The organism is Nocardioides sp. YIM B13467 (assembly GCF_042788075.1).
Classification (GTDB): domain Bacteria; phylum Actinomycetota; class Actinomycetes; order Propionibacteriales; family Nocardioidaceae; genus Nocardioides.
On record NZ_JBHZPJ010000046.1, the window covers coordinates 521,669 to 535,637 of the forward strand.

At 70.9% G+C, this 13,969-nt stretch carries 12 protein-coding genes and 1 pseudogene; 3 read left to right on the plus strand and 10 right to left on the minus strand.

What is annotated here, in order from left to right; translation table 11 throughout:
- Positions 1-72: 72 nt before the first annotated feature.
- The 6 genes and pseudogenes from ACFX43_RS09750 to ACFX43_RS09775 form a co-directional block, all read right to left on the minus strand.
- Positions 73-849, minus strand: a pseudogene (locus ACFX43_RS09750) (aldo/keto reductase); the annotation flags it as partial.
- A gap of 50 nt (positions 850-899) precedes the next feature.
- Positions 900-1,490 (minus strand): hypothetical protein, encoded by a 591-nt coding sequence (locus ACFX43_RS09755; protein WP_378820007.1) that lies wholly within the window; start codon positions 1,488-1,490, stop codon positions 900-902.
- A gap of 69 nt (positions 1,491-1,559) precedes the next feature.
- A complete protein-coding gene (locus ACFX43_RS09760; RefSeq protein WP_378820010.1) occupies positions 1,560-4,472 on the minus strand; it encodes an AAA family ATPase in 2,913 nt (970 codons plus the stop codon).
- A gap of 83 nt (positions 4,473-4,555) precedes the next feature.
- Positions 4,556-4,696, minus strand: coding sequence for a hypothetical protein (locus ACFX43_RS09765; RefSeq protein ID WP_355226461.1), 141 nt, complete (start codon positions 4,694-4,696; stop codon positions 4,556-4,558).
- A 90-nt stretch (positions 4,697-4,786) separates the two neighbouring features.
- Entirely contained in the window at positions 4,787-7,696 is a 2,910-nt protein-coding gene (locus tag ACFX43_RS09770) for an AAA family ATPase (RefSeq protein ID WP_378820014.1), read from the minus strand.
- Between the two features lie 97 nt (positions 7,697-7,793).
- The gene (locus ACFX43_RS09775; protein WP_378820017.1) at positions 7,794-7,916 is read right to left on the minus strand and encodes a hypothetical protein; all 123 of its coding nucleotides are present in this window, start codon (positions 7,914-7,916) and stop codon (positions 7,794-7,796) included.
- Positions 7,917-8,083: 167 nt separating this feature from the next.
- Between ACFX43_RS09775 and ACFX43_RS09780 the strand changes: the two genes are divergently transcribed.
- Positions 8,084-8,692, plus strand: coding sequence for a nitroreductase family protein (locus ACFX43_RS09780; protein ID WP_378820019.1), 609 nt, complete (start codon positions 8,084-8,086; stop codon positions 8,690-8,692).
- 4 nt (positions 8,693-8,696) lie between these two features.
- Here the strand turns inward: ACFX43_RS09780 and ACFX43_RS09785 are convergent, their stop codons facing one another.
- Genes ACFX43_RS09785 through ACFX43_RS09795 form a run of 3 tightly spaced genes read right to left on the minus strand, consistent with a single transcriptional unit; the run spans position 8,697 to position 10,805 of the window.
- Positions 8,697-9,590, minus strand: coding sequence for an SDR family NAD(P)-dependent oxidoreductase (locus tag ACFX43_RS09785; protein WP_378820021.1), 894 nt, complete (start codon positions 9,588-9,590; stop codon positions 8,697-8,699).
- 19 nt (positions 9,591-9,609) lie between these two features.
- Positions 9,610-10,140 (minus strand): dihydrofolate reductase family protein, encoded by a 531-nt coding sequence (locus ACFX43_RS09790; RefSeq protein ID WP_378820024.1) that lies wholly within the window; start codon positions 10,138-10,140, stop codon positions 9,610-9,612.
- Positions 10,140-10,805, minus strand: coding sequence for a dihydrofolate reductase family protein (locus ACFX43_RS09795; protein WP_378820027.1), 666 nt, complete (start codon positions 10,803-10,805; stop codon positions 10,140-10,142). Before ACFX43_RS09795 ends, ACFX43_RS09790 begins: the two co-directional genes overlap by 1 nt.
- Before the next feature lie 109 nt (positions 10,806-10,914).
- Here ACFX43_RS09795 and ACFX43_RS09800 point away from each other — a divergent pair, with 109 nt between their 5' ends.
- Entirely contained in the window at positions 10,915-11,403 is a 489-nt protein-coding gene (locus ACFX43_RS09800; protein ID WP_378820030.1) for a winged helix-turn-helix transcriptional regulator, read from the plus strand.
- Between the two features lie 9 nt (positions 11,404-11,412).
- Here the strand turns inward: ACFX43_RS09800 and ACFX43_RS09805 are convergent, their stop codons facing one another.
- Complete coding sequence (locus ACFX43_RS09805) at positions 11,413-12,561, minus strand: GTPase family protein (protein WP_378820033.1); 1,149 nt, start codon at positions 12,559-12,561, stop codon at positions 11,413-11,415.
- Between the two features lie 111 nt (positions 12,562-12,672).
- On the opposite strand from ACFX43_RS09805, the gene ACFX43_RS09810 reads away from it, so the two are divergent.
- Positions 12,673-13,968, plus strand: coding sequence for a C39 family peptidase (locus tag ACFX43_RS09810; protein WP_378820034.1), 1,296 nt, complete (start codon positions 12,673-12,675; stop codon positions 13,966-13,968).
- Position 13,969 lies beyond the last annotated feature (1 nt).

The following is a 13,969-nucleotide window of genomic DNA, read 5'->3' on the forward strand; positions in this document are numbered from 1 at the left end:
AGTTCTGGCGGGCCGAATCCGTAGTTGTGGGCGACGAAACTCAACTTTCGTCGCCCACAACTGCCATCTCNCGAGGGCGGTGACCTGGTCGGCACTCAGCTCGAAGTCGAAGATCGCGAGGTTCTCCTCGAGCCGCTCGCGGCGTACGGACTTGGGGAAGACGATGTCGCCACGGTCGATCTGCCAGCGGAGCAGCACCTGGGCGGGCGACTTGCCGTGGGCGGAGGCGATCTCGGCGACCACCGGGTCGGCGAGCTCACCGCCGCCCTGCCCGAGCGGGGACCACGACTCGACCTTCGCGCCGTGCGCCAGGGTGGCGGCGCGAGCGGCCTCGTTGGCGAAGTAGGGGTGGACCTCGATCTGGTTGACCGCGGGCGCGACACCCGTCTCGGCGACGATCTTGTCGAGGTGGTCGGGCTGGAAGTTGGAGACGCCGATGGAGGTGGTCAGGCCCTCCTCGCGGAGGCCGACGAGGGCCTCCCACGTCTTCGCGTACGTCCCGTCGTACCGCGTCGGCAGCGGCCAGTGGATCAGGAACAGGTCGACGCGGTCCAGGCCGAGCAGCTCCAGGGACCTCTCCAGCGATGCCTTCGCCAAGGCCTGGTCGTGCTGGGAGTTGTTGAGCTTGGTGGTGACGTAGACGTCCTCGCGGGCGAGCCCGGCGCTCTTCAGCGCGGCGCCGACTCCGGCCTCGTTCTGGTACATCTGCGCGGTGTCGATGTGGCGGTAGCCGACCTCGAGAGCCTGGCTCACCACCTGCTCGGTCTCGTCCTGCGGAACCTGCCAGACGCCGAGACCGAACTGCGGGATCGAAGTGCCGTCATTGAGCTTGATCGTGGGAACCGTCATACCCACATACAACCAAGCGTGCGATGGCCTATTCCATCTTCGCTTCCATCTCAGCCGATCGTCACGGTCACGACGTTGGAGTAGATGCCGGTGTCGATGTCCTTCATCCGGAACTTGTGCTTCCCGACCCGGCCGGACTGGATCGGGGTGGAGAACTGCTCGCCCCTGACCGGTACGTCCGGGATCCCGAACTCCTCCCAGCCCTGCCCGTCGTTGCGCTCCAGGCGGAGGATGGCGCCCTCGCCGCGCGGGTAGATCCCGCTGAGGTCGATCTGCTCCATCGGCTTCGCCTGGACGATTCCGGCCTGGAGGGTGATCTCCTTCTTCGCCGGCTTCTCGTCGACGGTCCTGGACGGCGACGGGCTCGTGGAGGCCGCCTGCTTCTCCGGAGCGCTCGTGGGCGAGGCGTTGAGCGTGATCGCCGGCCCGCTCGCGGTCTTGGTCGGCTTGGGCGACGGAGCGTAGAGCGATGCGCCCGCGTCCGGGTCGGTGGCCTGGTCGTCGGCGGCACCGCCGCCACCCAGGCCCAGGATGTTGGCACCGACAAACATCCCGATCCCGATGATCAGTCCCACCCCGACCGCGACCGCGACGAGCGCCGTGACTCCGGCTGCGATCGGGTGCTGCCCGCCCTGCTTCACATCTGCTCCTCGACCCGCCCGTGGTGATGGTGACAATTCAGCCACACGTTCCCGGCGAGCACCACCAGATCAGCTGATCAGCTGCTGACGGCGCGCGATGGCGGCAGCCTCCGTGCGACTCCCCGCGCCCAGCTTCCCCAGGATGTTGGAGACGTGCACGGAGACCGTCTTCGTGGAGATGAACAGCTGCTTGCCGATCTCGCCGTTGCTGCGGCCCGCGGCCACCAGCGTCAAGATCTCGCTCTCCCGCGGCGTCAGCGACGTCGACGTCGCCTGCTGCTGCTTGACCGCCGTCGCGCCGAGCGATCTCAGCTCGTCGAGCAACGGCTGCAGCCCGAGCCGCTTCGCGGTCGTCCGGGCCTTGTCGGCGGTCACCCGCGATCCTGCCACGTCGCCCGTGGCCCGCTGGATGGTGGCGTACGTCGTCCGGACGGCGGCCAGACCCGGGACGTCGCCGTAGGCCTCGACCTGCTGCTCGGCGCGCTCCCAAGCCGCCAGCAGCGACTCCTGGGGCGGGGCGTCGATGCCGGCCAGCCAGTGGACGCGCAGCACCTCCGCCTCCAGCCGGGCGGTCCAGGACCGCCCTTCGGGACCCCACTCGCCGGGCTCGTACTGCGCGACCACCTGCTCACCGTCACTGTGCAGCCCGTCGACGGCCTCCACCAGCGCGGGCCAGCGCGCCGCCGGCAGTGAAGGCAGCATCTGCGCGATCCCGGAGGCGGCCACGACCGCCAGCCGCACCCGGCCGCCGAACCACTCGGTCCAGAACTGGGAGAGGGTGTCGACCGCGTCCGCGTAGACCTTGAGCACCCCCTCGGGGTCGCCGGCACGGGCGAGCGCGATCATCTCCACGATCGAACCGTAGAGGGCGATCAGGCCCTCCTGCGTCCAGAACGGCCGCAACGCGTTCGCAGCCTCACCGACCGATGCCCCCTGCGCCTGCTCCATCATCATCCGGAGCACGTCGAGAAGCGCCACCGGGACCGGCGGCGCGTCCGGCAGGTTGCCCCCGGTCAGCGCCAGCGCCTCCTCCCACTCCCCCAGGACCATCTGCATCCGGACGATGTCGGAGCGAGCCGCGGCGGCGTAGGGCGACCACTGCAGCGACTCACCGCCGGCGTCGTCGATCACCGCCCGGAACCACCTCAGCGCTTCCGCGTAGTCCCCGGCCTCGTCGTAGGAGCGGCCGAGCGTGAAGAGACCCCGGCTGACCGCGTACGTCGACCCGACCTGCCGTGCCTGCTCGATCGTCTCGCGCAGCACCTGCCGGAAGCCCTCGACCTTGTCGCCGCCACCGCGACCGGTGCGGACCTTGAGCATCGACAGGCTGGTGGCCATGTCGGAGGCGAGCTTGGAGAGGCTGTGTCGCTCGGCGATCTCGATGCCCTCCAGCCCGACGGCCTCGGCCTCCTCGCTGCGGCGGAAGGTGACCAGCGTCCGGGTGCGCACGGCGAGAACCGCGCACCGCGCCTTGGGCTCGGCGTCTGCGGGAAGTGCGACCATCGCGTCGTGGGAGTGGGTGAGCGGGTCGCCGTTCTCCATGGCGAGGGCCGCCTCGGCCCGGGTCGCCAGCAGCAGCGCGCGGCCCACGGACGGGCCGGCCGGGATGGCGTCGAGCCGCTCAGCCAGGATCGCGTCGGCCCGCGAGGGCAGTCCGGCGAGGATGAGCGTGTCGGCGGCGCGCTCGTAGACCCGGTCCAGGTTAACCGCGGCCGCCTGGGCGACCTTCGGGTCGGCGGCGAGGCCCAGCGCCTTCTCGTAGTGGTGGGCGGCCTCGCCCACACCACTGACGCTGCGGGCCTCCTCGGCCGCGGCGATGCGAGCCCGGAGCGCGGTCGCGAGGTCGCCGGCGTGCTTGGCGTGCAGCGCGAGCTCCGCGGCCGCACCCAGCCCGGGCGTCTCCTTCAGCACCTCGGCGAACCGAGCGTGCAGCCGCACCCGCTCACCGGGCAGCAGGTCGTCGTAGACCGCCTCGGCGAGCAGCGCGTGGCGGAACGTGTAGCGCGAACCGGTCGGCTCGAGCACCTTCTGCTCGACCGCGGTGCGCAGCGCGTCATCGAGCTCGTCGGTCTTCATCTCGGTCACCGCGGCGAGCAGCTCGTGAGTGACCCGGCGCCCGGCGATGCTCGCCGTGCGGACCACGCTCCGGGCCGAGCCGTCGAGCCGGTCCAGCCGCACCAGCAGCAGGTCGGCGAGGTCGACCGGAAGGTCCTCGTCGCAGCCGGCCTGCACCAGCTCCTCGACGAAGAAGGCGTTGCCCTCGGCGCGACGTACGACTCGCTCGGCGTCGACCTTGCCGGGAGCCAGCTCGTGGACCAGCAGTCGCACCGAGTCGTCGGAGAGCGGCTCGAGCACGATCCGCTCGACATCGGGCAGCCGGCCCCACTCGCCGACCTGGCGGCGCAGCGGGTGGCGGCGGTGGATGTCGTCGGCGCGGTAGGACGCGACCATCGCCACCGGACCGTCGTAGGGCCGGGTGAAGAGGTAGGTCAGCAGGTCGCGGGTGGACTGGTCGGCCCAGTGGGTGTCCTCGACCACGACCAGCAGCGGCGCCTTCTCGGCGGCCGCCTCGAAGAGGGTGTGGACGGCATCGAAGAGCTGTCCGCGGTCGGTGCCGGTCGGGGCGGCTCCCTGGTTGGCGCCCATCACGCGGCGTACGGGCCTCAGCCTGGCCAGCGCCGGATAGTCGGCCGCCACCCGCTCGACCACGTCGGGCAGGTCCGCGACGATGCGGTCGAGGATCTCCGAGAACGGCATGTACGCCACGGCGCTCTCGCCGAAGTCGACGCAGTGTCCCGCGTGCACCTGCCAGCCGTCGGAGACGGCACTGTCGCGCAGCGCGGTGAGCAGGCGCGTCTTGCCGACGCCGGCGTCACCGGCGAGGAGGACGTGCTGGCGCCGACCGGAGCTCGAGCCCGACTCCTCGGTGGACGAGACGCCGAGCAGCCCGGTGAGGGTCCGCAACTCAGGGTCGCGACCCACGAATGACCGAGCACTTTGCGCCATGTCCCCTATCATCGCGCCTCCGGGCCCGGGATTCTCCCGCATTACCGACCTCTGAGGACTCAGTTGTGTATCGAGTCCATCCGGCGGGGACGGCGGCGCCTCACCTGGCGAGCGAGGCGGTCGGCCGCGGTCGCGCGGCGAATGCTCTGCTGTCGGTACGCCAGCTCGGCGTCGTAGCTGATCTGGTTGCTGTAAGTCATGCATCCAGACTCGGCCCCTGAGGTAGCGCCACGCATGAGGCGCCTGCCTTAGGCGTACGTCAGGGGTGCCTCATTCGGCCGTGATCAGCGTCACTCCACGAGCCCGCGACGGCGGCCGATGGCCGCCGCCTCGGTGCGGCCGGAGGCGCCGAGCTTGGCCAGGATGTTGGAGACGTGGACGGAGACGGTCTTGGTCGAGATGAACAGCTGCTTGCCGATCTCGCCGTTGCTGCGCCCGGCGGCGACCAGAGCGAGGATCTCGCTCTCCCGGGCGGTCAGCTGGCCGGAGGGACCGGTCGCCGACCGCTGCGGCGTGCTGCCGAGGGTGAGCAGGTGGTCGAGAAGCGGTCGAGCGCCGAGCCGCTTCGCCGCTTCCCTGGCCTGATCAGCCAGCACACGAGCGCCGGCGGTGTCGCCGCCGGCCCGGAGGATCTCGGCGAGCCGGACCCGTGACCAGGCGAGCTCGTGGACGTGCGGAAAGGCTTCGAAAGCGGCCACGGTCTCGCGCCACGCCTCGACGAGGTCGGCCTGCTCGGGCACGGAGATGCCGGCCAGCCAGTGGGCGCGGAGCCCCTCGGCCCGCAGCCGCGCCGACCACGCCTGCCCCTCCAGCCCCCAGGGCTGCTCCGTCTCGACGGGCCGCGTGCCGGCCTCGAGGATGCGGTCCACCTGCGCCATCACCTGCGGTCGCGCACCGACGGGGACGGCCGGGACGGCGGAGCCGATCGCACCGACGGCGATCGCCGAGAGCCGGGCATGGGCGCCGAACCACGCTCCCCAGCCGGTGGTGAGTGCCGCGACGCCGGCGTCGTAGGCCTCGATCGCCCCGTCGATGTCTCCACGCCCCGCGGCGGCCCGGATCTCGATGGGTGCCGACTCGCTCGCGGTCGCCACCTCCTGCTTCCACGACGGCCTCAGCCGCCGTGCCTCGGCGCCGACATCGGCGCCGCGGGCCTGCTCGATCATCAGCCGCTTGGACTCCAGCCACGGCCACAGCACCGGCGGGATGCCGTACGCGTCGGTCAGCGCGAGCGCCTCGTCCCAGCGGCCGGCTGTGTGGAGGTAGTCGAGCCAGGCGATCCGGGCATCGAAGGCGTACGGCGCCCAGGGGACGCCCCGCTCCACGCTGAGCTCGAAGGCGCTGCGGTAGCTCTCGCCGGCCTCGTCGCGACGGTCGGCCGCGTCGAGGGCGAAAGCGAGCTGGAGCCGGGCGCGGAACTCCGGGTGCAGCGCGCCGACCTTGGCGGCCCGCGCCACCGCCTCCCGGAGCGGCTCGATCCACAGCTGCGGCGGACGTCCCCACGACCCAGCCAGCGTCGCCGCGACCTCTGCGGCGAGGCCGGTCCGGCCGAGCTCCTCGGCCAGCGCCAGCGCCTCCCGGCCGGCTCGTTCGGCGTCGTCGTGACGGCGGTAGATCATCAGCGACCGGGCGTAGGCCGCGAGCAGCCGCGCCCGCACCAACGGCGGGGCGTCCTCGGGCAGCTCGGCCATCGCCTTCTCCGCGAGCGCCCCCACCCGGACGTCGTTGACGTACGCGAAGCTGGTCTCGATCTCGACCGTCATCAGCTGCGCGCGCCACAGCCCGGGCGCGTCGGCCGGGAGCGATTCCCGCTGCTCACGGGCCAGTTTCCCGGCCCGGTCGGCGTGCCCGGCGGCCACCATCGCATCGCTGGCCTTGACCACCAGATCGACGAGGCGCTGGGTGTCATGCTCGGAGTCGGCGCGGCCGGCGAGCTGGGCGATCGCCTGCTGATAGTGCTGCGATGCCTCGTCGGGCCCACCGGCGGCGGCTGCCTCGTCACCGGCGGCGATCCCGGCGGTGAGCGCGGTCTCGTGGTCGCCGGCGAGACGGGCGTGACGGGCGAGACCGGCCGCGCTGCCGGTCGTGAGGTCGCGGCTCAGCGCCTCGACGTAGCGCTGATGGAGCCGGACCCGCTCGCCCGGCAGCAGGTCGTCATAGACGGCCTCGCCGAGCAGCGCGTGCCGGAAGACGTAGTAGCCGTCCTCGCGCGGCACCAGGATCGCCCGCTCGATCGCCTGCCTCAGCCCGGCGTCGAGGGTGGCCCGGTCGAGACCGGCGACCGCCTCCAGGAGCTCGTCGCTGACGTCGCGCCCGGCGGCGCTGGCGGTGTCGACCACCTCGCGCGCGGTCGCGTCGAGCTGGTCCAGCCTGATCAGGAGCAGGTCGGCGAGGTCCCAGGGCAGCTCGTCGGCGCCGGCGGCCTGCACCAGCTCCTCGACGAAGAAGGCGTTGCCGTCGGCGCGACGTACGACGCTCTCGACGTCGACCCCGTCGGTGAGGTCACCGGCGAGCTCACCGACCAGGATGCGTACGTCGTCGTCCGAGAGCCGGCCGAGGTGGAACCGCTCGACGGACGGCAGCCGGGTCCACTCGGCGAGCTGGCGACGCAGCGGGTGGCGCCGGTGGAGGTCGTCGGCGCGGTAGGACGCGAGGATCGTGACCGGGCCGTCGAACGGCCGGGTGAAGAGGAAGGTCAGCAGGTCACGGGTGGACTGGTCGGCCCAGTGGGTGTCCTCGACCATCACCAGCAGCGGCGCTTTCTCGGCCGCGCGCTCCAGGAGTGAGTGGATCGCGGCGAAGAGGTTGCCCCGGTCGAGCGCCTCCTGGACGGCGGTGTCAGCCCCGCCGAGCGCGCGGGCCACGGGGGCCATCCGCAGGAGCGCCGGATGTACGTCGGCGACCTGCGCGACCACGTCGGGCAGCGCGGTGGTGATGTTGTCGAGGATCTCGGTGAAGGGCAGGTAGGCCTCGGCGCTGTCGCCGAAGTCGAGGCAGTGGCCGACCAGCACCTGCCTGCCGTCGACGGCGGCACGGCCGCGGAGCTCGCGCAGGATCCGGGTCTTTCCGACACCGGCGTCGCCCGCGAGGAGGACATGCCTACGTCCGCCCGGCTGTGCGGTGCCGTCCAGCCCCACCAGCCCCACCAGTGTCTCCAGGTCGGCATCACGTCCGACCAGCCTCTCGGCACTCTGCGCCATGAGCGCAATCATCGCGTCACCCGACAACAGACGCCGAGCCGGATCTCTCCCTGCTCGGCGTCTGCCTTGTTCGGTGCTGCCGTTCCGCGCCCGCATCTCAGCGAGTGCGGTTGCGTCGCGACTGACGAGCCTCGTTGGCCCGCTGGCGCTTGGCCAGGTCCTTCTGGATCTGCTGGCGGCGGTACTTGACCTCTGCTTCGTAACCTGCGGTGGTGTACATCTCGATCTCCTGCTGAGTTTGTCCTGCTGGGGTGTCCTGCTGACATCGAGAACACTCCTCCGCTGAGGTAGGCACCCGAATCGGTCGCGCGCCCTACTTACCGACCCAGGCGCCTTACTTTCCGACCTAGGGCAGGCGCTCCGCGCCTTAGACGGGACACTGGGCCTATGGAGTTCTCCGAGGTCGTACGTCGCCGCAAGATGGTCCGCAACTACACCAGCGATCCGGTCGACCCGGCGGTGATCGACAAGATCCTGCACAACGCCACCCGGGCGCCGTCGGCCGGCTTCTCGCAGGGCTGGGCCTTCCTCGTCCTCGACACCCCCGAGGACGTACGCCGCTACTGGGAGGCCACGGCCCCGGCAGTCAAGGCTGGGGACAACCCCGACAAGTGGCTGACCGGGATGATGCAGGCGCCGGTGATCGTGATCCCGTGCTCCTCCAAGGCCGCCTACCTGGACCGCTACGCGGAGCCCGACAAGGGTTGGACCGACCGCGACGAGGCCCACTGGCCGATGCCGTTCTGGCACATGGACACCGCGATGGCGACCATGCTGATCCTGCAGACGGTGGTCGACGAGGGCCTCGGCGCGCTCTACTTCGGCATCCCGCCGGAGTCCGACGCCGCGGTCCGCAAGGCGTTCGACATCCCCGCCGACTTCGACCCCATCGGCGCCGTCACCATCGGCCACCCCGCCTCCGGCGGCGCCAAGGGCTCCCCCACCCGCCGCAAGCGGGCCCCGCTCGAGGACGTCGTCCACCGCGGCCGCTGGTGACCCGTCAGTCGGTGGTCCGAGCCGCTCCACGAGCGGCAGCGGAATCCGGCGTACGCACGTGCGAGACCGCCATCGCGAGATCGGCCAGCCGGGGCGCGACGATGTTCAGGACCTCGAAGGCCGAGCCGAAGGGGCCATTGACGGTCACCGGCCGGTCCTCGAGCGCGCGGACGACGCGCTCGGCGCACTCCTCGGGGCTCTCGCCGCGGCCCTCGTACTCAGCGGTCGGGGCGATCATCGGCGTCCGCACGATCGCGACGCGCATGTTGGTGCAGGTCACGTTCTCGAAGTAGGCCTCACGGCTCAGGATCCGACCGAACACGTCGAGCGCCGACTTCGCGGCGATGTAGGCGGCGAACTTCGGCGCCTTGATCTGGTTGCCCCAGGTGACGATGTTGACCACGTGGCCGAACCGCTGGGCGCGCATCGCCGGCAGCAGGCCCATCGTGAGCCGGACCGCACCGAAGTAGTTCACGGCCATCATCCGCTCGAAGTCGTGGAAGCGGTCGTGGGTCAGCTCGAGCGACCGCCGGATCGACCGGCCCGCGTTGTTGACCAGGTAGTCGACCGCCCCGTGCTCGGCGAGCAGCTGCTCCACCAGCGCGTCGATCGAGTCACCGTCGGCCATGTCGACGAGGTAGGTCGACGCCCTCCCGCCGCTCTCCTCGATGGTCTTCCGCACCCGCTCGAGCTCCTCGGCCCGGCGGGCGGCGAGGAGCACGTGCGCGCCCCGTCGAGCCGCGGCGTACGACGTCGCCTCACCGATCCCGGAGCTGGCGCCGGTGACCAGCACCGTGCGCCCGGCGAGCGGCCCCGGAGCGCCGGTCACAGCCCGGATCGTGCGCGCCACCCGGGCGCGGGGTGTCTGCAGAAGCGGGAGCGAGAACAGGCTGGCCACGCCTTGCACCCTAGTGGCGTCAAGGGCGCACCGGTGCGTAGCGCAGGTCGACCTCCAGGTGCGGATCGTCGCCGACGAGGTTGTGCAGCCGGATCGGCTCGCCGCCGGGGTTGTCGTAGAGGCGGATGCCGTCGCCCAGGAGCACCGGCGCGATGTGCAGATCGATCTGGTCGATCAGTCCCCGCTCGAGGAGCTGGCGGCCGATGTCGGCGGAATGGACTTCGACGTTCTTCCCGCCGGCCGCCTCGATCGCGATCCGCAGCGCCTCCCCGACGTCGCAGCTGAGGAAGGTGACGTGCTCCTGCGGCCGGGCGTCCTCGGGGTGGTGGGTGAGGATGAAGACCGGACCCTGCCAGTCCCCGTACGGCATCGCGTCGGGGTAGGCATCGTGACCGTTGCGGCCGCCCAGGACGGCGCCGAGCTGCGAGGAGTACGCCTCCGCGACCCCGGGCGGGCCGGTGACGTCGCTCAGCCACGCCATCCCCGGCTCGGGACCGTCGACGAACCCGTCGAGCGACATCGAGAAGTGCCACAGCACCTTGCCGCTCATCACGAGACCTGCGCCCGGTCGAAGGTGATGTGGGTGACGCCGCTCGGCGTGGTGGTCGAGGCCACCTCGTAGCCGTCCTCCAGCGCCTCCAACCCGTCCCACAGCCGTACGCCACGGCCCAGGATGATCGGGACGACGGCGACGTGCAGGTGGTCGACGAGACCGGCCGCCAGGAAGTCCCGGAGCGAGGAGGGGCCGCCGCCGATGCGTACGTCCTGGCCGGCGGCCGCCTCCTGCGCCTCGGCCAGCACCTCCTCGATGGGCGCGTCGCGGAAGTGGAAGACGGTGCCGCCCTTCATCTCGATCGACTCGCGGGGCTGATGGGTCAGCACGTAGGTGGGTGTGTGGAACGGCGGCTCCTCGCCCCACCAGCCGGTCCAGTCTGGGTCGTCCTGCCATCCCGGAGGACCGAACTTGCCGGCCCCCATGATCTCGGCCCCGATGCCCTCCCAGGCGCGGGCGGCGAAGGCGTCGTCGGGATCGGCGGCCGGGTCGACCTCCATCCGCTCCCGGTGACCGGTCGCGCTCTGGAAGGTCCTGGTCGGGAAGAACCACTCCATCAGCCGCATGCCGGCGTGACCGAACGGCGCCTCCAGGCTCTGGCCGTCGCCGGTGGCGAATCCGTCCAGCGAGACGCCGATGGTGTGAGCGCGTACGAGTGACATGTCCGTCTCCCTCGAGTCCAGGGTGGTTGCACTTTGCAATCACTGGCGTCGAGAGTAGACTCCCCGATTGCAGATTGCAACCACTATTTCCGAGTGCAGGAGACACCGAGTGAGCGAGCCCAGATCGGGGTGCCCGATCAACGCAGCCGTGGAGGTCTTCGGCGACCCCTGGTCGGTGATCGTGCTGCGCGACGTGATGTTCGGGAACCGTCGCCACTTCCGCGAGCTGCTCGGCAGCTCCGAGGAGGGCATCGCGTCCAACATCCTCAGCAGCCGGCTGAAGAAGCTCGTCGACGGCGGGCTGCTCACCAAGGAGGAGGCCGGCCGCGGCCAGAAGGCGGCCTACGCGCTGACCGAGGCAGGCATCCAGACGCTGCCGATCATGGTCGCGCTCGGCAACTGGGGGCTCGCCCACCGCGACGGCACCCGGCAGCTCCGGGTCCGCGCGGAGCTGCTGCGCGATGCCGGCCCCGAGATGGTGGCGTCGTTCATGGACGAGCTGCGTGAGCTCCATCTGGGGACGCCACGGCCCGACCCCGACGCTCCGCGGGCGAGCGAGCGGCTCGCCGCGGCGTACGAGGCGGCCATGGCGGAGTGAGCCGGAGCCTCACTTCTCCTTGCCGTGGAGCTTCAGCCTCGAGATCTGGTTCTTCAGCTCGTCGAGGAAGAGCGTCCTGATGCTCTCTGTGTCCAGGGCGCCGTTGACCCCGCGCAGCTTGCCCTCGCCGAGCTTGACGCAGACGGCCGACCAGGCGGCGCCGATCGCGCCGGTGAAGCCCGCCGCGACGGTGGCGTTGATCGCGCCGCCGCCGACGGTGCCGAACCCGGGGATCATCTTGAGCAGGTTGCCGGCCACGGTGCGGCCGGCCTGGGTGGCGGCCGCGGTGGCCGCGATCGAGGCCATCGCGGCCTTGTCCACCTCGATGCCGTAGATCGCCGAGATGCGCGCCATCATCCCGAGCTGGATCGGCACCAGGACGACCGCGTCGGAGAACGGGATCGGGGTCGCTCCGGCCGCGCCGGCCGCGGTCGCGGCACCCGCGATCACGGTGTTCGCCTGCTCCTGCTTGCGCTTGAGATCCACCCTCTGCGCCGCGGTGAGGGCCTCCTCGACCCCTGCAGGCGCGCATCGAAAGGTGGCATCAACGAGTTCCTGCAGCCCGTGGACCTGCAGGCCCGAGAACTCGTCGGCCTTGGCGTTGGTCAGGTAGACCCGGGCCCCGTGCACGGGCAGGCCCCGCGCGTCGATCTGCTGGGCGAACTCGACCGCGTCCGGGTGGTAGGCACCCGTCGGCGAGGTCGGCACCTGGGTCATCACCAGCACGACCGGCAGCCCCAGGTCGGCGAGCTTCTGGATGAACGCGGCCTCGGTGTCCTCGAAGCGGCGGTCGGCGAAACGTACGGCGTACCAGGCGACATGGATCTGCTCGGACTGCGGCTTGCGGCGCCGCTCCTGGATCAGCTTGGCGAGATCCTTGATCACCCGGTCGCCCTCGACGCCGATCTCCAGGCCCTGGGTGTCGAGCAGCCCGAAGAAGCCGCTGGTGTGCAGGTAGAGCGTGGACTCCTTCGTCACCGGCTCGCCGATCCCGGTCGTCGCCACCTCCGCCCCGAACACGGCGTTGACCAGCGTCGACTTGCCGACCCCGGTCTTGCCGAAGACGGCGAGGTTGAACCGGCCGATCTCCTTGGCCGACTCGGAATACCTCTTGTGGAACTCGTCCTTGAACCAGCCGTCGGATGCGAAGTTGTTCACGGAGACAAGAATGCCAGCCGGCACCGACCCATCCGGGAAATCGCAGAGCCGGGGACTCGGACAGCTGAAATGTCATGGCCGGGTCCCCCGAGGAGGAATAGCGTGCCGGGCATGAGCCCACGGTCTCGCCTCGCGTACGTTGCCGCCCTCGCCACCGCAGTCGTCCTGGTCGCGCCCACGACTCCGGTCCACGCGGCCGAGCCTGGGACCCAGCCCTCCGACGTCACCCTCACCCGGTGGAACAGCCTCGAAGACTTCGCGGAGGGCAGGTCGAGCAACCTGCGCCCCGACCGGCACGGCACCCTCCGGATCGGCCGCGGCAGCGAGACGACCACCTACGCCGACCCGTTCGGCGACGGCACGGCCAAGACCTACGAGTACGGCACCTGGACCTCGCCCGTGGTGAAGACCGGATACCCGATCGACGAGTCGGTCACCTCGTGGGACGTCGACACCCCGACCGGCACCTGGGCCGAGATCCGGTTCCGCGGTCGGAAGGCCGACGGCACCTGGACGAAGTGGTTCGTGATGGGTCGCTGGACGGCCGGCGACGACTTCGCGGCCGGTGACATCCACCGCACCTCGGTCGAAGGACAGAGCGACACCGATGCGGCGCTCTACACCGACACGTACGTCGCCCGGACCGGCAAGGAGCCCGAGGCGTTCCAGACCAGGGTCACCCTGCTGCGCCCCGAGGGAGCGACCGTCTCCCCCAGCCTGCGGACGGTCTCGACGCTGACCAACGAGTACCTGCCCGACTCCGCCTACCCCGGCACCAGTACGCCGACCCTCGACGACGCGATCGATCTCCGGGTGCCGCCGTTCAGCCAGAACATCCACCGCGGCGAGTATCCGGAGTTCGGTGGCGGCGGCCAGGTCTGGTGCTCACCGACCTCGACGACGATGGTGCAGTACCACTGGGGTCACGAGGTCCCGGCGGGCGAGCTGACGGACATCGAGGCGCCCAACGGCGACCCGCAGGTCGCCTACGCCGCGATCAACACCTGGGACTACGCCTACGAGGGCGCCGGCAACTGGCCGTTCAACACCGCCTATGCCGGCCGCTGGGGCCTCGACGGGTTCGTGACCCGACTGCGCTCGCTGGCCGAGGCCGAGACCCTGGTGGCGGCCGGCTTCCCGCTGGTCGTCTCCGCCAACTGGGAGCTCGAGGAGATGCCGGAGGCGGGCTACGGCACCGACGGCCATCTGCTGGTCATCGGCGGCTTCACCGCCGAGGGCGACCCGATCGTCTACGACCCCAACTATCCCTCCAACGACGAGGTGCGCAACGTCTACACCCGCGAGAACTTCGAGCGGGTCTGGCAGACCTCGACCGATGGGATCACCTACGTCATCCACCCGCGGGACGTGCGGCTGCCCGGCGCAGGGAAGGCCACAAACTGGTGAC